Origin of the sequence: Mycolicibacterium vulneris (genome assembly GCF_002104765.1) — a bacterium.
Classification (GTDB): domain Bacteria; phylum Actinomycetota; class Actinomycetes; order Mycobacteriales; family Mycobacteriaceae; genus Mycobacterium; species Mycobacterium vulneris.
In genome coordinates, this window is the sequence record NZ_NCXM01000013.1 from 71,311 (window position 1) to 87,871 (window position 16,561).

The following is a 16,561-nucleotide window of genomic DNA, read 5'->3' on the forward strand; positions in this document are numbered from 1 at the left end:
TCGTCCTGTGGTCAGGCTTCGGCGTGTGCGGCGAACGCGTCGACCTCGACGACATGCGATAGCGCGCGGGCAATGTTCTTCGGACCGACGCCTCTTGCGTCGTTGCCCTTGAGCGCACCGATCAGTGCGAGCCCTTGACCGAGGGGCCAGATGACGTTCTGGCGGTAGTGCAACTGCAATTCGTCGAGGCTGTAGCCCTGAACCCCGTGTTGCACCAGGCCGTCATGGTAGCGGCGAAGTAGGAGTTCCCAGCTGGCGGACAGATCATCGGGTTCCATACTTCCGCCGAGCAGGTTGGCGACGTCCATGCTGCTGCGCGCGGCGGCTAGGGTCTGCCAGTCGATGATCACCGGGCGCCCGTCTTCGCGGAAAAAGATATTATCCAGGCGACAGTCGTTGTGTACCAACGTATGAGGACCCTCGCCGAGGCGCGCGATGAGATCTTCCCAGCGGGCCGGGTCCGTCGGGATCTGCTGGCGCTGGCTGGGCGTCGCATATGCCTCGAGTGCATCGATTCCGCTGACCATCAGCTGGGCCGTCATCTGACGGAACGTGCCTTCGCAAGGGTTGGTCAACCACGGGCTCCCGAGAGTTGGAGATTCCCAATGCGCGGCATGCAGGGCCGCAAGCGCATCGAGGCACTGCTCGGCGTCGGAGGCGCTCAATCCGGCCGCCTGATCGCCGGGACGCAGTGCGGCCAGATCTTCCAGCAGCAGCGGTGCCTTGTGCCCGTCGCCGGGATGGAACAACGCCGCCGTTTCTATCGGGAGATCGGCGGCGAACTCCCGATAGAAACGCACCTCCCGGTCGAATAGTCCCATCGCCGCCTCCATTTGACGATGGACGTCGCCCTGGCCGCGCAGCTTGCCCACGAGTGAGGCCGGTCCGGGCTCACCATCGGCGTAATCGATTCGCAAACGCGCGATTTCTGTCGTCGCACCGCCGAAAGCCAGTGGTTCTGGGACCACCGCCTTTACCGGAGCGCCAGTGTGCCCGCCGTCGCGCAGCACCCGGTCCACCCAGCTTGCGTCCAGCTGGGCGAAACGCGGATCCAGGGGCGCCTTGGGGGCTGTGGCCTTCATGCTGCTTTAACCCGTTGTGCTCGCCAGGCGGCGGCGAGTTCGGCGTTTTGTCCGGGAGTCGAGCCGTAGGTAACGATTTCGTCGGCGCCGGCATCGCGGTAGGCGCGCAACCGGTCAACACAGTGCGCAACCGATCCGATCGCACACGATTCCTGCATCCAGTCGTCCGGCACGGCGCGGGCCGGCTCCGCCATTTCGGCGCGGTGGTAGGCGGAGTCAGCGATCGAGTCGTGACCCTGCAGGGATTGATGAGATCGGATCTGCGCCAATGTGTCTAGGTTCCAGCCGTTCATCGTGCACAGCGCGTCGCCCCAGCCGGGGGCCTGGAGGTAGGTGAGGGCCCGCGCGTGGCAGAGTTGACGCGTTTCGGTGTCGTCGAGTTCTGGCGCAGTCACCACGCATTGCGCGATCCGCAGTGTCGCGGGGTCGCGGCCAACGGCTTCGCACGCGTGGTGTAGCCGTTGGACCGCGTCGCGGGTCGCCTCCGGGGTCATGTTCGGTATCAGCAGCACACCATCCATGACTCGCGCCGCGGCCGTCGCGCCGCGGGGGAGCCCGAACGTCCCGAACCACACCTGAGGATCGGGACCGTCGTGACGGTCGTCCATCTTCAGGCGGGTGAACGAGCCGGCGGGGCCGTCGTAGTGGACCTGCTCGCCGGCCCACAGGCGCCGCACGATACGCACGTAGTCCTCCAGCGCGCGAAATCCATTCTGGTGTTCATAGCCGGCACCACCGCCACCACCGCGGCCAAGGCCGAGGACGAACCGCGACCCGTACGCCGCCTGCATGGTCGACGCGAAGGCCGCGGCGTGCATCGGGTGCCGCGCGAACGCCGGCACCACGCCGGTGGCGAGACCGACTCGCGACGTCAGCGCGCCGACGCCACCGAGGATTGCGCCCGCCTCTTTCAGATTCCATCGTTCTGAGAGGAAAATGCGTCGAAAGCCGATCCGTTCGGCCTCCGCACCGTCGGCGACACCCTGCCGCGGTGAGCGCTCGTCAGTCTCGTAGCGGCCGTGCGGGGATGCCTTGACCCGTCCCGCGATGACGAATGCGCTCAGATCGTCGATCACCTCGTTGCGTTCGATGACTGGGCACAAATCGGTCACTGTGCTTCCTTTCCGAGCGCTGCCACCCCGGCGAGCACAACTCGTAGCGCTGATTCGAAATCCCGATCCGAAAGCCCACTCGCATACATCGCGGCGATCTCGGAGAAGTGCTTGAACTCATCGCGCGGGAGCGCGCCGATGCGACGGCGACGGCCGCCGTCACGATCCCGGTCGGCGACTTCGGCTGCGCGCCGCTGCGCGAAGCCCGCCGTAAAGAATGTCAGTGCATACCACGCGCTCACTGCCTGCTCCGAGTCCAAACCCGCCTCGCGCAGTGCGCCCAAGACCATCTCCACGCCTCGAAATGCCGCCGTGGAGTTGAGGTGTTGGCGCGCGGAGATCTCCGCAAGCTCCGGGTGGCGCCGAAACAACTGCTCGACTTTGATGAAATAGTCAACGATCCGGGCATCCCACGGCAGTTCGCGACCCGCCAACTCAACTTCCGTTACCAAGCGATCCGCCAGCACACTGAGCAGATCTTCCTTGGTCGGGAAGTATCGATACAGCGACATCGCCGCACAGCCCAGCCGATCGCCGAGCTTGCGCATACTCAGCCCGCCGAACCCGTCGGCGGCAATGACGGCTGCGGCAGCGTCCACAATGCGTTCGTGAGTCAGCTCAGGCACCACCGAGCTCGAATCGGCTGACCGGATCTGCTCTCGCATGGCCGTCAACTTACGCGTAACTTACGCGTACGGTCAATGCTGCCCGGCGCCGGAACGGTCCAAGGGATATCCAAGGGGGATAAGGGCGGCGCTGCTCGAAACCCGATATCGCCGGCTACCGGGTCGTCACAATCCGGGCGCGCCGACACCACCGTCAGGCCGTCAACTTGGGCCGCCCGGGACCTTGTCGGGGCGCGTAGCAATCTGGGAGGACGGCGCTATTTGCGGCTAGTCGTCGTCCTGCGCGGCCTCCGGCGGCTCCTGCAACGCCCGGGCCAGAACCGGATCCACCAATTCGCGCTGCCACGGCCGTGCCTGCCCGGCGCGCAGGAACCTCTCGACGGCGTCGAACGGATCGGGCACGGGCGTCCAGTCCCAGCACAGCCGTCGCACCAAGTCGGGCGAGACCAGGTTCTCGGTGGGGACGTGGACCCGCTCGGAGACCTCCGAGAGCGCCGAGCGCGCGGCTTCCAGCCGGGCTGCGGCCTCCGGTTTGCGCCTGCCCCACCGCGCCGGCGGCGGCGGACCGTTCGGCGGCTCGCTGTCCCCGGGTGGGTTCTTGGTCCGCCGGGCCTCTTCCAGCGCCCCCAGCCACGTCGCGGCGCTGCGCCGCTGATTGCGCCCACCGAACACCGGCAAGGCGACGAGCTCCTCGACGGTTGTCGGGTTGGCCAGGGCGGCATCGATGATGGCCGAGTCGGGCAAAATGCGGCGCGGCGCGATGTCGCGGCGCTGCGCGATCCGGTCGCGCGTCAGCCACAATTCGCGGACCGCGGCCAGGCCACGCTGATCGCGCACCCGATGGATGCCCGACGTTCGCCGCCACCGGTCCCGCCGCACGGCCGGATCTTTCGAACCCACTTCGCGCAGATACTCGAATTCCTGTGCGGCCCAATCGGTTTTACCTTGCTCGGCCAGCACGTCGGCGATCGCGGCGCGCAGCTCGATGAGCAGTTCCACATCCAGGGCGGCGTAGTTGAGCCAATCGGCGGGCAGGGGCCGCTTGGACCAGTCGGCCGCGCCGTGCCCCTTGGCCAGCCCGAAACCCAGCAGCCGCTCGATCATGGTCGCCAGGTTCACGCGTTCGAACCCGGCCAGCCGTCCGGCGAGTTCGGTGTCGTACAGCGCCGGCGGCCGCAGGCCCACCTCGGCCAGGCAGGGCAGGTCCTGATCGGCGGAGTGCAGGATCCATTCGTCGCTGGCCAGCACCTCGGCCACCGGCCGCAAAGCTTCGAGCGGATCGGCGCCGTGGCTCACCGGATCGATCAGCACGGTGCCGGAACCGGCCCGGCGGATCTGGATCAGGTAGGCCCGGTTGGAGTAGCGGAACCCCGACGCACGCTCGGCGTCCACCGCGAACGGCCCGCGCCCACGGTCCAGTCGCTGCGCGGCGGCTTCGATCTCGTGCACGCTCACCGAGATGGGCGGCACACCCCCGGAGGGGTGCGGCAGCGGGGTGGGCGCGGGGTCGGTGCCTACGTCACCGGGCGCGCTGCTACCCGGCCCGTCGGCCGACGGTTCGCCCATGCTAGGCGCGTGACCGCGAGCTCAGGTCGGTGACTCCGGCGGGGGGTAGGCCCGCGGCGTGCTCCAGTACCTCGCAGAACGCCTCGACGTGCCCGCCGACCGCGGGCGACGTCGCGGTCCACGACGCACGCAGCTCGAGCTGGTGGGCGCGCGGCGGCCCGGAGATGTCTCCGTAGCGTACCGATGTGGTGGCGGTGACGGTGCCGCCCAGGGCGACGACTTGTTCCATACGTGACTCCAGTGCCTCGACTAGCCAGCTCCACGCTACTTCGGGCAGCAGCGGGTCGACCGCCTCACTGGGGTCAAGGTCGGCCTGGATGTAGGCGACCATGCGGATGGTGCCGTCCCACGCGTCGGCGCCTTCGGGGTCGTACAGCAGGATCAACCGTCCGAAGGCGTCGCCGTCGGACCGCTCGGGAATGATGTCGCTATCGGGATGTTTGACCTCGGCGCCCAAGGCGTAACTGTGGGGAGCCAAGCGTTGCGGCGGCCGGATGGGACCCAACTCGATCTCCGACCGCACGACGACGGCGTTCATCGCCTCCACCGCCTCGCGGAATGGGGCCGGTTCGGATGAGGTCACTTGGCGCCGCTCCTGTTCATCCCGACCGTTCTGCGTCGTCACGGCACGGGTCACAGGGATCGACGCTAGACCTACAGCCCGACACGCCGCGACAGGCGCGCCGCGTTTCAAACCGCCCGCGACCGAGCCGTTACCAGGCCTCCACCAAAGCTATATATGCAGCTCAGGCCGCGATCAGCGGGTGAAACGCGCCTCGCGCTTCTCGCGGTGCGCGGCCAGCCCCTCCTGCACGTCAGGGCCGCTGAAACTGAGGAATTCCAAGCCCACCGAGGTCTCGAAGGTGGGGCCCATCATGCGATACCAGTGGTTGAGGCTGCGCTTGGTCCACTGGATCGCGTTCTGGGCGCCCTGCGCCAGGCTCTCGGCGATGCGGGCGGCGGTGGACAGCACGTCGTCATCGTCGACGCAGGTGGACACCAGCCCGATCCGCTCGGCTTCCTCGCCCAGCAGCGTCTCGCAGGTCAGTAGGTAGTACTTGGCCTTGGCCATGCCGACCAACAGCGGCCAGCAGATGGCGGCGTGGTCGCCGGCCGCCACGCCCAGCTTGGTGTGCCCGTCGATCAGCTTCGCGGTCCGGCCCGCCACCGAGATGTCGGCGAGCAGGGCCACCACCAGGCCCGCGCCCACCGCCGGCCCCCGGATTGCCGACACGACGGGGGTGTCGCAGTTGATCAGGTTGTGCACCAGGTCTCGGGCTTCGCGCATGATGCGGAGCCGGCCCTCGTAGTCGTTGATCGTCTCGTCGATCAGGTCGAAGCTGCCGCCGGACGAAAAGGCCTTGCCTTCACCGCGGACCAGCACCGCGCGCACGGCGGGATCGCGGTCGATCACCGGCCAGATGTCGGCGAGGTCGCGGTGCATCTGCGGCCCGACCGAATTCAGGCCGGGGGAGTCGAGAACCAGCGTCAGCACACCGTTGTCCCCGAGTTCGCAGCGCAGGCTGGGAAACGCGTCGTAACTCGCTGGGGGCTGACTCACTGGCATCTCCGAGCTCCTGACGTTCAAACGGTCGCGGTCGTTGATCGTACGCAGCGCAGTTCGATGTTCTCCCGTCATGGCAGCATTAAGGCTGATGAGTACTCGCCGCGACCTTCCCGAGTCGCCGTATCTGGCCGCCGTGAGCGGCCGCAAACCCAACCGGGTGCCGGTGTGGTTCATGCGGCAGGCCGGTCGCTCGCTGCCTGAATACCGGGCGCTGCGGGCCCAGACCGACATGCTGTCGGCCTGCTTCGACGCCGAGTTGGTCTGCGAGATCACCCTGCAGCCGGTGCGCCGCCACGACGTCGACGCGGCGATCCTGTTCTCCGACATCGTGGTGCCGTTGCTCGGTGCGGGCATCGACCTGGATATCGTCGCCGGGGTTGGGCCGGTCATCGAGTCGCCGGTGCGCACCGCCGCCGACGTGGCTGCAATCAAAACCCTTGAGCGGCAACGGGTTCAGCCGGTCTCCGACGCGGTGTCGCTGCTGGTGGCCGCGCTCGGCGACGTCCCGCTGATCGGCTTCGCGGGCGCCCCGTTCACGTTGGCGTCCTATCTGATCGAGGGCGGCCCCAGTCGCCACCACGCCCGCACCAAGGCGATGATGCTGGCGGAGCCGGACACCTGGCACGCGCTGATGGAGAAGTTGACCGAGATCACCGTGAGCTTCTTGCGGGTGCAGCTGGAGGCCGGGGTGGACGCCATCCAGGTGTTCGACTCGTGGGCCGGGGCGCTGTCCCTGGCGAATTACCGCAGCTACGTGCAGCCGCACAGCGCCGGGGTGTTCGCCGCGCTGGCCGACTACGGCGTGCCGATGACCCACTTCGGGGTCGGCACCGCCGAACTGCTGGGCGCCATGTCCTCGGTCGGCGCGAACGTGGTGGGCGTGGATTGGCGAACCTCCTTGGCCGACGCGGCCACCCGCGTGCAGCCCGGTACGGCGTTGCAGGGCAACCTCGATCCTGTGGTGGCGCTGGCTGGCTGGCCGGTGGTGGAGCGCGCGGCGCGCGCGGTCGTGGACGACGGCCGGCGGGCGATCGACGCCGGCGCCGCCGGCCACGTCTTCAACCTCGGCCACGGCGTGCTGCCCGAAACGGATCCCGGCGTGTTGACCGACCTGGTGTCGCTGGTCCACTCCCTATGACTTCTCCCTCGTATTGTGTTGTGGGGGGCGGTATTTCGGGTCTGACGGCGGCCTATCGGCTCCGGAGGGTCGTCGGCGACGACGCCGCGATCACACTGTTCGATCCGGGAGACAGGCTCGGCGGCGTCCTGCGCACGGAGGTGGTCGGCGGGGTACCGATGGACTTAGGTGCCGAGGCGTTTGTGCTGCGCCGACCCGAAATGCCTGCACTGTTGGATGAACTGAATTTGTCTGGACGACAACGTGTTTCGACGGGCGCGCGCCCGCTGATCTACAGCCGGCAGGAACTGCGTGCGCTGCCCGCGGGCACCGTGGTCGGGATACCGTCGTCGGCGTCGTCGGTGGCGGAACTGGTCGACGAGGCCACGGTGGCCCGCATCGAGGCCGAGCCCACCCGCCCGCTGGCATGGGAACCGGGCGGCGATCCCGCGGTGGCCGACCTGGTGGGCGAGCGATTCGGCGATCAGGTGGTGGCCCGGTCGGTGGATCCGCTTCTGAGCGGGGTCTATGCGGGTTCGGCGGCGACCATCGGCCTGCGCGCGGCCGTCCCGACCGTGGCGGCGGCGCTGGACAGCGGCGCCACCAGCCTCACCGACGCCGTGGGGCGGGCGCTGCCGCCGGCCACCGGCGCGCCGGTGTTCGGGTCGCTCGAGGGCGGCTACCAGGTGCTGATCGACGAGCTGCTCGCGCGCGGACGCCCGCGCTGGGTGCGCGCCGCGGTATCGCGGCTCGAGCGCGCGGGCGCCGGCTGGACGGTGCTCGACGACACCGGCGCGCACTGGGCCGCCGACGCGGTGATCCTGGCCGTGCCGGCGGGGCGGTGTTGCCGGCTGCTAGCCGAGATCGCCCCCCGCAGCGTCGCCGCGGCCGGCCGCATCGCCAGCGCATCGTCGGTGGTGATGGCGCTCGCCGTGCCCGGCGATACCCCATTCCCGGACTGTTCGGGCGTGCTGGTGGCCACCGGTGAGCGATTGCGGGCCAAGGCCATCACGCTGTCGTCGCGCAAGTGGGGTGCCCGGAGTGACGCCCAATTGCTGCGCCTGTCGTTCGGGCGGTTCGGCGACCGCGTGGCGGCCGACGCGTCCGACGACGAGCTGCTGACCTGGGCGCTGGGCGACCTGGCCACCGTGTTCGGCCTGACCGTCGACCCCGTCGACGTCCGCATCCAGCGCTGGATCGACGCGATGCCACAGTACGGGCCCGGCCACGCCGAGTTGGTCGCCGAGGTGCGGGCGGGCCTGCCCCCGACGCTCGCGGTGGCCGGCAGCTACCTCGACGGCATCGGCGTGCCGGCCTGCGTCAGTGCAGCCGGGCGCGCAGCGGAGCGTGTGATCGGGGCCATCGGAGACTTGGACGCGCAGGTGGCACGATAGGTTCCATGGCCAAGCTCGACTACGACTCGCTCAACTCCACGATCCGCTACCTGATGTTCTCGGTGTTCTCCGTGGAGCCCGGTGAGCTCGGCGAACAGCGCGACGACGTCATCGATGAAGCGTCGACGTTTTTCAAGCAGCAGGAGGAGCGCGGCGTCGTGGTGCGTGGCCTCTACGACGTCGCGGGGCTGCGCGCCGACGCCGACTTCATGATCTGGACCCACGCCGAACGCGTCGAAGCGCTGCAGGCCACCTACGCCGATTTCCGGCGCACCACGGCGCTGGGGCGGGCCAGTTCGCCGGTGTGGAGCAGCGTGGCGTTGCATCGGCCGGCCGAGTTCAACAAAAGCCACATCCCGGCGTTCCTGGCCGGCGAGGAACCCGGCGCTTACATCTGCGTGTATCCCTTTGTGCGGTCCTACGAGTGGTACCTGCTGCCCGACGAAGAACGTCGCCGCATGCTCGCCGAGCACGGCATGGCCGCGCGCGAATACAAGGACGTCCGCGCCAACACGGTCCCGGCGTTCGCGCTCGGCGACTACGAATGGCTGCTGGCCTTCGAGGCTCCCCAACTGCACCGCATCGTGGACCTGATGCGGGAACTGCGCGCCACCGACGCCCGCCGGCACACCCGCGAGGAGACGCCGTTCTTCACCGGCCCCCGGGTTCCCGTCGAGCAGCTGGTGAACGCCCTGCCATGACCGCGCCGGCGACGATATGGCGCGTAGCGCCAAAAATGACGTCGAGGAGCGGCGCTGATGACTGAGTTCGACCCGACCGACCCCACCCGCTTCGAGGAGATGTACCGCGACCAGCGCACATCGCACGGCCTGCCGGCCGCCACACCGTGGGACATCGGCGGCCCGCAGCCGGTGGTCCAGCAGCTCGTCGCGCTGGGCGCCATCAAGGGTGAGGTGCTCGACCCGGGCACCGGCCCGGGCCATCACGCAATCTACTACGCGTCCAAGGGCTATTCGGCGACCGGCATCGACGGGTCGGCGGGCGCCATCGAGCGCGCCCGGGAGAACGCCCAAAAGGCCGGGGTGTCGGTCAATTTCGAGCTGGCCGACGCGACGAAGCTGGAAGGGTTCGACGGCCGGTTCGACACGGTGGTCGACTGCGCCTTCTACCACACCTTCAGCACCGAGCCCGAGTTGCGCCGGTCCTATGTGCAGGCATTGCACCGCGCCACCAAACCGGGCGCGCGGCTGTACATGTTCGAGTTCGGCGAGCACGACGTCAATGGCTTCAAGATGCTGCGGTCGTTGTCGGAGAACGACTTTCGCGACGTGCTCCCGGACGGTGGCTGGGAGATCACCTATCTGGGCACGACCACCTATCGGGTCAACGTCAGCGTGGAGTCCATCGAGGCGATGGCCAAGCGCAACCCCGACATGGCCGACCAGGCGGAGAAGTTACTGGAGCGCTTCCGGGTGATCGAGCCGTGGCTCGAGGGGGACCGGGCGCACGCCCCGTTCTGGGAAGTGCACGCCACCCGGGTGGACTGAATCGCCGTCAGCGCCACGTGCTAGTACCGCGAAACATAAACCACGGCGCCGGTTGTCGGCGTGTCGTGTGCGTGGTTTAAGTGTCGCCGAGACGGCAACGGGCCCCGGGCTATCCGCCCGCCGGCACCAGCCGCAGCGAGACCGAGTTGATGCAGTACCGCTGGTCGGTCGGCGTCGGGTAGCCCTCGCCGGCGAACACGTGGCCCAGGTGGCTGTGGCAGTTCGCGCACAGCACCTCGGTGCGCGTCGTGCCCATGGAATGGTCGGGCCGCAGGATCACCGCGTCGGACTTCGCCGGGTCGAAGAATGACGGCCAGCCGCAGTGCGACTCGAACTTCTCTGTGCTGCGGAACAATTCGGCACCACAGGCCCGGCACTGGTACACGCCTTCGGTTTTGGTGTCGGTGTATTCACCGGTGAAGGGCCGCTCGGTGCCGGCGCGGCGCAGCACGTGGAACTCTTCCGGGCTGAGTTTCTTGCGCCACTCGTCGTCGCTCAGGTGCAGCTTGGGCTGCGACACATCACTGGTCATCGGCACCACTCCTCATCGCTTCGCTCTGCATCGTCGCTGGCGGCAGGGGTCATGCACCCACGCTAGCGCGATTGGCGGTGACCCGCTGCTTCCGGCTCCGCTGCGCTTGCGGGCGCGATCGCCTCGTGGTCGGGCTCGGCCGTCAGCCACGCAGGATCGATGCCGTCGTCCAGCCGGTTTTCGGCCTTGGCATCCAAATAACGGAAGAGCAGCACGGTGAAGGCGACGATCAGCAGCAGCGACCAGCCGTAGGTGATCTTGAGGTAATGCAAGGCGCGGCCGTATCTCATGTACTTGTAGATCAGCCAGTCGTCCAGCGCCATGAAGCCATAGATCCCGAGCCAGGCCGGCCAGTTGCGGATCAGCGAGTTACGCAGCACCACCGTCATCAGGAACGGGAAGAGCATCATCGAGTAGTAGCCCTGGGCCAGTGACGACACCAGGAACGACCACAGCAGCAGCACACCCGACGAGCTGGTGAACCAGAACAGCGGGTCTCGGGTGCGGTAGTAGCGGTACAACAGCCACATCGCACCGATCATCAGCAGGGTGAACAGGATTCGCATGAACACGATCAGCCAGGTGGGCAGGCCGAAGTACACACCGTTGCCTTCGACGGAGCTGTTGAAATAGTCCCGGGTGCCGAGGAAGTAGGGCACCGTTTTGGTGACGAAGTCCATGGGATCGCTCACCAACGGCCATGCTGCCACGTTGACGACGACGGGAATCGCGATGGCCGGCACCAGCGTCCGCCACTGGCGATTCAGCAGCGGCAGCAACAGCAGTGGGCCCAGCACGGGTTTGAGCGTGAGCGTCAGGCCGATCACCAAGCCGGCCCACCACTGGCGCCCGGCCCTCCCGTCCAGCAACCACCGGAAGAACAGCACCTCCGCCAGCAGCACACAGCCGTTGATATTCGTGAACACCAGCGTGCTGGTCACGCTCTCCGTGCAGAACATGGCCAGCAGCAGGGCGGGCGCGGCGACCGAGGACAGCGTGAATTTGAACATCCGCAACAGCAGATACCAGGCGATCAGGATGGCCACGGTGTTGATCAGGATGAACAGGTAGCGCGACGGCGTGAAGGGCAGGTATCCGAACGGCGCCATCAACAGCGTGCCGCCCGGCGGGTACAGGTAGTGCGGGTCGACGTAGTCGAAGTGCTCGTTGTAGATGTCCCAGCCGTGCCGGAAGTTGAGGACCGCGCGGTACACCGGTTTGAAGTCGTCGGTGATGTTGCCGTTGAGGGTGAGGATGATGCTTCGGTGCAACACCGACATGATGGCCACCGGCCACAGCGCCATCCGCAGCACCGTCGACGTGCTCGGCGGGCCTGTGCGGGGGCCGAAGGCGGTCAGGGTCCAATCACGCAAGCCGGTTCGGGTCGATTCAGCTGCCGTCACCAGCGCACCGTACACCGGCGCCCATGGACGCCGGAAAGCAGCGTCAGGCCGGGCAGTAGGTGTCGGTGTTGGGCAATTTGCCGCTGGTGAGGTAGCCGATCAGCGGCGGAACGGCGCAGCCCGAGAAGATGCTGGCGCCGTGGCCGATGCCCTGCCACATCACCCGCTTGCTGGCGGCGTTGGCGTTGATGATGCTGGCCGCGGTTGCCGCGACGCCGTCGGTACCGACGATCGGGTCGTTCTGCACGCCGAGCAGCAGCACGTCGACCTTGAGGGTCTTCGGCGTGGGCGGCGGTGAGCCGGTGGGCCAGTGCACGCACTTGACCATGTTGAGCGCCGCGACGGTCCCGAACTCGGGATAGAGCTTGGCCCAGGCGACGACGAGTTCGCGCACCCGGTCCGGGGTGGGGCGGTTGACCGCGTCGCTGCACACGTTGACGAACTGGCCGTCGGAGTCCTGGATGGCGTTGGCGTGGTTGATCAGATTGTTCAGCGCGTTGGTGTCGCCGGAGCGGGCGCTTGCGAGCGCGTCGGCCAGGTTGGTGGTGGTGTTGACGCGGCCGCCGGCGGGGTAGCCGAGCGCGACGGTGATGGCGTTGGCAACCTGCGCCACCGACGCGCCGCCGGGGCCTTTACCGGCGCGGGCGTCGGCCAGCAGGGCGCTGACGGCACCCTTCGGGTCGGGGCCCAGCGCGCAGGTCACCGCGATGCATTGCGCGGCGAACGCGTCGAGCGCGGCCTGCTGCCCCTTGACCTGCTGCTCGGCGGCGGCCTCGGCGTTGGTGCCCAACGCAACCGGTGAGTCGAGGATCAACCGGGCCACCTTGTCCGGCCGCGATCCGGCGTAGGCCAGCGCCACCTGCGCGCCGTTGCCGATGCCGACCAGCGCGAGCGTGGGTACGTCCCACAGGGTGCGCAACCGCTCGATGTCGGAGGCGGCGTGCGCGTCGTCGTAGGAGGAGGCGTTGGGCCCGATCCCGACCGCGTCGCCGCAGTTGGTGGTCGCGGTGTTGGAGACCTCGGAGAGGTTCGCCACCGGGTCGTCGCCGGTCTGGAATTGCGACTGGTCGCGCATCTGCTGACGGTCGAACTTGTCGCGGCAGTCGATGGGGCTCGACATCCCGATGCCGCGGCGGTCCACCGACACGATGGGGTGGGTGGCGAGCACGTCGGCGCCGGCCCGCGACAGCCAGATCGGCAGTTGCGCCGACGACGGCAGATCCGAGCCGGTGGTGAAGACCAGGGGTCCGGCGTCCCGGGGTGTCTTGTCGGAGCGGGCGCGCACCACGCCGATGCTCAGGGTGCCGCCCCCGCCGTTGACCGGGTCCAGGTCGGCGTCGTAGTTCGCGCAGTCCAGTTGGACGCCGGAGGCGGCGGGGACGGCCGCGTCGGCGAACACCTTGGAGGTGCAGTCGTGCCACGCCAAGTCGTTCTTGGGTGCGGCGATCGGCGGTGGGCCGCTGGGCCCCGGCTTCGAGGTCGCCGCCCCCTGCGGTCGCGCACCGGAATTGGTGGCGAACCGCGGATCGGCGGCCAGGACCGGGACGCAGCCGGCCAGCAAGGCGGTCACCGCAACCAGGATCGTGGCGCACGTGTACGGCCGACTCATGCCGACCACAGTAGCTAGGCCTTGACGTAGCGGGTGTAAAGGTAGCCGGCGTCGTCCATCAGGACGTGGGCACACCGCATCCGGGTGAGCAGCTGCCCCGAGCCGGTCGCGATGCGTCGGGCCTGGCCGCCGACGAGGCAGGGCGCGATTGTCAGGCACAGCTCGTCGAGCATGTCGCGCTGCATCAGCGAGTCCAGCAGCGTCGGCCCGCCCTCGGTGAGGATGCGGCGCATGCCGCGCGCGCCGAGGGCCGCCAGCAGCGCGGCCTCGTCGACCTTCTCGGGATCGCGGCCGGAGCAGTCGAGCACCTCGCACAGGCCGCTGAGCGCGCGGCGCGTCTGCTCGGCCGCGGCGGTGCAGGTGAGCACCAGCGGCTGCACCTCGGTGCGGGTGAACACCCCCATATCCCGGTTGAGGTGGCCCGAGCCGGTCACGATCGCCAGCTGCGGGACCTCGCTTTGGCCGCGGGCCTGCCGCCGCTGACGCTCGGCGGCGCCGACCTGCGCGCCCGAGTAGCCCTCGATCCGCACGGTGCCCGCGCCCACCACGATGACGTCGGCGAGCTCGCGCAGCAGGTTGAAGATGAACCGGTCGCCCGGGCCGCCCATCGCGCCGCTGCTGCCGCCCGTGGTGGCCCCGCCGTCGACGCTGGCGATGAAGTTGGCCCGCACCCACGTCCCGCCGTGTTCGGGATAGTCGTAGAGCCGGGGGAGGTCGCCGTCGTCGAGTCCGCGAACCGAGCCGAGCAGCGACAGCGGCGTGTCCGAGTTCGCGGAAGTCTCCGGGCCACCAGAGTCGGGCATGAGTCTGATTGCAGCACGCCGCTACAGTTCCTGCATGCACGGGTCCACCTCCGCGGGCGCTTCGGGCGGCGTGGCTCATTTGGTGGATCGGCATCCGACGGTGTCGCCGCAGCGGCTGATCGCCCAGTTGCGGCCACCCCCCACCTTCGCCGACGTGAGCTTCGCGACGTATCAGCCCGATCCGGTGGAGCCGACGCAGGCCGCCGCGGTGGTGGCGTGTCAGGAGTTCTGCCGGCAGGCCGTCGAGCGTCGCGCCGGCCGGCGAAAATTGTTGGGCCGACGGGAAACTCTGCCCGGCGTCGGTCTCTACCTCGATGGTGGGTTCGGCGTCGGCAAGACGCACCTGCTGGCGTCGGCCTACTACGAGCTGCCCGGCCACGGTCCCGGCGGGTCGCCGGATGGCCCGGCGCCCAAGGCGTTCGCGACGTTCGGTGAGCTGACCCAGCTGGCCGGGGTGTTCGGTTTCGTCGAATGCATCGACCTGCTGGCCGATTACACGGCGGTCTGCATCGACGAATTCGAACTCGACGACCCGGGCAACACCACGCTGATCGCGCGACTGCTCTCGTCGCTGGTCGAGCGCGGGGTCTCGGTGGCCGCCACCTCCAACACGCTGCCCGAGCAGCTCGGTGAGGGCCGGTTCGCGGCGCAGGATTTCCTTCGCGAGATCAATACGCTGGCAAGCATTTTCACGACCGTGCGGATCGAGGGCCCCGACTACCGGCACCGCGGGCTGCCGCCCGCACCGCAACCGCTGTCCGACGACGAGGTGGCGCTGCGCGCTGCGCGGGTCGACGGCGCGACGCTCGACGACTTCGACGCGCTGTGCGCGCATCTGGCCACCATGCACCCGTCGCGGTATCTGACGCTGATCGAGGGGGTGAGTGCGGTGTTCCTCACCGGCGTGCACGGCCTCGACGATCAGAACGTCGCGCTGCGGGTGGTGGCGCTGACCGATCGGCTCTATGACGCGGGCATTCCCGTGGTGGCCTCGGGCACCAAGCTGGACACCATCTTCAGCGAGGAAATGCTGGCCGGGGGATACCGAAAGAAGTATCTGCGGGCCACTTCCCGGCTCCTGGCGCTGACCGCGGCGGCTAATCCAGCTCGCGGATCATGACATAGTCGCTCTCGACGCCGGCGCCCAGTTGAAACGTCCTGGTGCCATTGATCGTGAACCCGCTCTTGAGGTAAAACCGTTGTGCCCGTCGGTTTGCCCGGTTCACGCCCAGCCACACGCAGCGAATGCCCCAGTCGGCCGCGACGGCCAGCATGCGTTCCATCAGCGCCGCCGCGGCCCCGCTCGCATGGCGATCAGGCAGGACATACATCTTCGACAGCTCGGCGGCCGGGCGGATTTTGACAGCCTGCTGCACGCCGGCGTGCGCGGAGACGCCGCGAACCAGCATGGCGTAACCGACAATCCGGCCGTCCTGGCGTGCGGTCACGATCGCGCGATCCGGATCGCCGAGGTATTCGGCGAAGCGGTCCGTCGACAGGTTGGCATCGATGAACGACGAGATGTTCTCTGCGGTCGCCCACGGCGGACACGCCAACGGAAAGGTAAGGGCCGCAACGGCCGCCAGCTCTGCAGCGGCACCGGAATCGGCCGGTGCGATCTGGAGCGTTCCAGTCAGAGGTTCCACTGCGCGAGGTGATAGCCCGTCTTCTTGTCCAGCAGGACGACGGTGGAGACGGGATCGCGGTAGGCGTCCCAATACACGCCGCCGCGCACGATCGCTCCGTTCGGGGCGTTGACGAGCACGTTGTCCAGAGCGTCGGGCGCATCGGAGGCGCGCGGCTTGTAGGCGTCGGCGTTCGGTGTCACGCCGTTGAAATCCATCACCGTCGCCATGACGTACGGGTTGGGCACCCGGATCGCGCGAATGGTCACGTCGGCGCGCTCGACGGTGCTGCCGGGAAAGCCCTTGTAGGTGCCTTCGCGGGTGTAGCCGAATCCCGGCGGCGGGTCGCAGGCCCCCACGCCGCTCACGGTGACGTCGGCGATGAACGTGCCGTTGTCCACCCGCAGCGTGTCGCCGATGTGGCCGATCGGCGCGTCACCCGCCCACGCCCGGGGCATCGGAATGGCGCCGGCGCCGACGGCGGTGACGCCGGCAAGGGCGACCAGAAAGGCGGAAGCGACCATCAGCCAGCGGCGCATCTTCGCCATGTCGGGCCTCCTTGGCGCCGTTGCGGGGACCCTCGCATGATTGCACACAGCCCAAGGCCGCAGGGAGGG

General features: G+C 68.5%; 16 protein-coding genes and 1 pseudogene. 5 read left to right on the forward strand and 12 right to left on the reverse strand.

Features of this window, described 5'->3' with window-relative positions:
* Positions 1 to 11: 11 nt before the first annotated feature.
* The 6 genes and pseudogenes from B8W69_RS14230 to B8W69_RS14255 form a co-directional block, all read right to left on the reverse strand.
* A complete protein-coding gene (locus B8W69_RS14230) occupies positions 12 to 1,019 on the reverse strand; it encodes a phosphotransferase (protein WP_165762613.1) in 1,008 nt (335 codons plus the stop codon).
* A 59-nt stretch (positions 1,020 to 1,078) separates the two neighbouring features.
* Complete coding sequence (locus tag B8W69_RS14235; protein ID WP_245843244.1) at positions 1,079 to 2,194, reverse strand: TIGR03857 family LLM class F420-dependent oxidoreductase; 1,116 nt, start codon at positions 2,192 to 2,194, stop codon at positions 1,079 to 1,081.
* Complete coding sequence (locus B8W69_RS14240) at positions 2,191 to 2,859, reverse strand: TetR/AcrR family transcriptional regulator (RefSeq protein ID WP_085290435.1); 669 nt, start codon at positions 2,857 to 2,859, stop codon at positions 2,191 to 2,193. The genes B8W69_RS14235 and B8W69_RS14240 overlap by 4 nt, the downstream gene beginning before the upstream one ends.
* Before the next feature lie 228 nt (positions 2,860 to 3,087).
* On the reverse strand, positions 3,088 to 4,386 hold the full coding sequence (locus B8W69_RS14245; RefSeq protein ID WP_085290436.1) for an HRDC domain-containing protein: 1,299 nt from the start codon (positions 4,384 to 4,386) through the stop codon (positions 3,088 to 3,090).
* 1 nt (position 4,387) lies between these two features.
* Positions 4,388 to 5,054: pseudogene (locus tag B8W69_RS14250) on the reverse strand (DUF3000 domain-containing protein).
* Positions 5,055 to 5,143: 89 nt separating this feature from the next.
* Complete coding sequence (locus B8W69_RS14255) at positions 5,144 to 5,953, reverse strand: enoyl-CoA hydratase/isomerase family protein (RefSeq protein ID WP_085290437.1); 810 nt, start codon at positions 5,951 to 5,953, stop codon at positions 5,144 to 5,146.
* Between the two features lie 88 nt (positions 5,954 to 6,041).
* On the opposite strand from B8W69_RS14255, the gene hemE reads away from it, so the two are divergent.
* Genes hemE through B8W69_RS14275 form a run of 4 tightly spaced genes read left to right on the forward strand, consistent with a single transcriptional unit; the run spans position 6,042 to position 9,972 of the window.
* A complete protein-coding gene (gene hemE / locus B8W69_RS14260) occupies positions 6,042 to 7,091 on the forward strand; it encodes a uroporphyrinogen decarboxylase (protein ID WP_085290438.1) in 1,050 nt (349 codons plus the stop codon).
* Complete coding sequence (locus B8W69_RS14265; protein ID WP_085290439.1) at positions 7,088 to 8,464, forward strand: protoporphyrinogen oxidase; 1,377 nt, start codon at positions 7,088 to 7,090, stop codon at positions 8,462 to 8,464. The genes hemE and B8W69_RS14265 overlap by 4 nt, the downstream gene beginning before the upstream one ends.
* A 5-nt stretch (positions 8,465 to 8,469) precedes the next feature.
* Positions 8,470 to 9,165: a hydrogen peroxide-dependent heme synthase gene (gene hemQ, locus B8W69_RS14270; protein ID WP_085290440.1), complete on the forward strand. Its 696-nt coding sequence runs from the start codon at positions 8,470 to 8,472 to the stop codon at positions 9,163 to 9,165.
* A gap of 54 nt (positions 9,166 to 9,219) precedes the next feature.
* Complete coding sequence (locus B8W69_RS14275) at positions 9,220 to 9,972, forward strand: class I SAM-dependent methyltransferase (protein ID WP_110881937.1); 753 nt, start codon at positions 9,220 to 9,222, stop codon at positions 9,970 to 9,972.
* Positions 9,973 to 10,081: 109 nt separating this feature from the next.
* Here the strand turns inward: B8W69_RS14275 and msrB are convergent, their stop codons facing one another.
* From msrB to B8W69_RS14295, 4 genes are all read right to left on the reverse strand, one after another.
* A complete protein-coding gene (gene msrB / locus B8W69_RS14280) occupies positions 10,082 to 10,492 on the reverse strand; it encodes a peptide-methionine (R)-S-oxide reductase MsrB (RefSeq protein WP_110881942.1) in 411 nt (136 codons plus the stop codon).
* Between the two features lie 74 nt (positions 10,493 to 10,566).
* On the reverse strand, positions 10,567 to 11,922 hold the full coding sequence (gene aftC, locus B8W69_RS14285; RefSeq protein ID WP_085290442.1) for an arabinofuranan 3-O-arabinosyltransferase: 1,356 nt from the start codon (positions 11,920 to 11,922) through the stop codon (positions 10,567 to 10,569).
* A 28-nt stretch (positions 11,923 to 11,950) separates the two neighbouring features.
* Positions 11,951 to 13,516: an alpha/beta hydrolase gene (locus B8W69_RS14290; RefSeq protein WP_085290443.1), complete on the reverse strand. Its 1,566-nt coding sequence runs from the start codon at positions 13,514 to 13,516 to the stop codon at positions 11,951 to 11,953.
* Positions 13,517 to 13,530: 14 nt separating this feature from the next.
* Positions 13,531 to 14,319, reverse strand: coding sequence for a pyrimidine reductase family protein (locus B8W69_RS14295; protein WP_085290444.1), 789 nt, complete (start codon positions 14,317 to 14,319; stop codon positions 13,531 to 13,533).
* Between B8W69_RS14295 and zapE the strand changes: the two genes are divergently transcribed.
* Positions 14,318 to 15,439, forward strand: coding sequence for a cell division protein ZapE (gene zapE / locus B8W69_RS14300; protein ID WP_110881938.1), 1,122 nt, complete (start codon positions 14,318 to 14,320; stop codon positions 15,437 to 15,439). The two genes, B8W69_RS14295 and zapE, sit on opposite strands and share 2 nt — an antisense overlap.
* Here the strand turns inward: zapE and B8W69_RS14305 are convergent.
* Together B8W69_RS14305 and B8W69_RS14310 are read right to left on the reverse strand one after the other, a co-directional pair.
* A complete protein-coding gene (locus B8W69_RS14305) occupies positions 15,417 to 15,965 on the reverse strand; it encodes a GNAT family N-acetyltransferase (protein ID WP_085290446.1) in 549 nt (182 codons plus the stop codon). The genes zapE and B8W69_RS14305 overlap by 23 nt on opposite strands.
* Positions 15,953 to 16,483, reverse strand: a complete 531-nt coding sequence (locus B8W69_RS14310; RefSeq protein WP_245843250.1) for a hypothetical protein — start codon at positions 16,481 to 16,483, stop codon at positions 15,953 to 15,955. Before B8W69_RS14310 ends, B8W69_RS14305 begins: the two co-directional genes overlap by 13 nt.
* Between the last annotated feature and the right edge of the window lie 78 nt (positions 16,484 to 16,561).

Excerpts from the sequence above, each read along its gene's own strand:
- B8W69_RS14240 (WP_085290435.1), bottom strand. The coding sequence starts at position 2,859 with ATGCGAGAGCAGATCCGGTCAGCCGATTCGAGCTCGGTGGTGCCTGAG.
- B8W69_RS14245 (WP_085290436.1), bottom strand. The coding sequence starts at position 4,386 with ATGGGCGAACCGTCGGCCGACGGGCCGGGTAGCAGCGCGCCCGGTGAC.
- B8W69_RS14255 (WP_085290437.1), bottom strand. The coding sequence starts at position 5,953 with ATGCCAGTGAGTCAGCCCCCAGCGAGTTACGACGCGTTTCCCAGCCTG.
- hemE (WP_085290438.1), top strand. The coding sequence starts at position 6,042 with ATGAGTACTCGCCGCGACCTTCCCGAGTCGCCGTATCTGGCCGCCGTG.
- B8W69_RS14265 (WP_085290439.1), top strand. The coding sequence starts at position 7,088 with ATGACTTCTCCCTCGTATTGTGTTGTGGGGGGCGGTATTTCGGGTCTG.
- hemQ (WP_085290440.1), top strand. The coding sequence starts at position 8,470 with ATGGCCAAGCTCGACTACGACTCGCTCAACTCCACGATCCGCTACCTG.
- B8W69_RS14290 (WP_085290443.1), bottom strand. The coding sequence starts at position 13,516 with ATGAGTCGGCCGTACACGTGCGCCACGATCCTGGTTGCGGTGACCGCC.
- zapE (WP_110881938.1), top strand. The coding sequence starts at position 14,318 with ATGAGTCTGATTGCAGCACGCCGCTACAGTTCCTGCATGCACGGGTCC.
- B8W69_RS14295 (WP_085290444.1), bottom strand. The coding sequence starts at position 14,319 with ATGCCCGACTCTGGTGGCCCGGAGACTTCCGCGAACTCGGACACGCCG.
- B8W69_RS14310 (WP_245843250.1), bottom strand. The coding sequence starts at position 16,483 with ATGCGCCGCTGGCTGATGGTCGCTTCCGCCTTTCTGGTCGCCCTTGCC.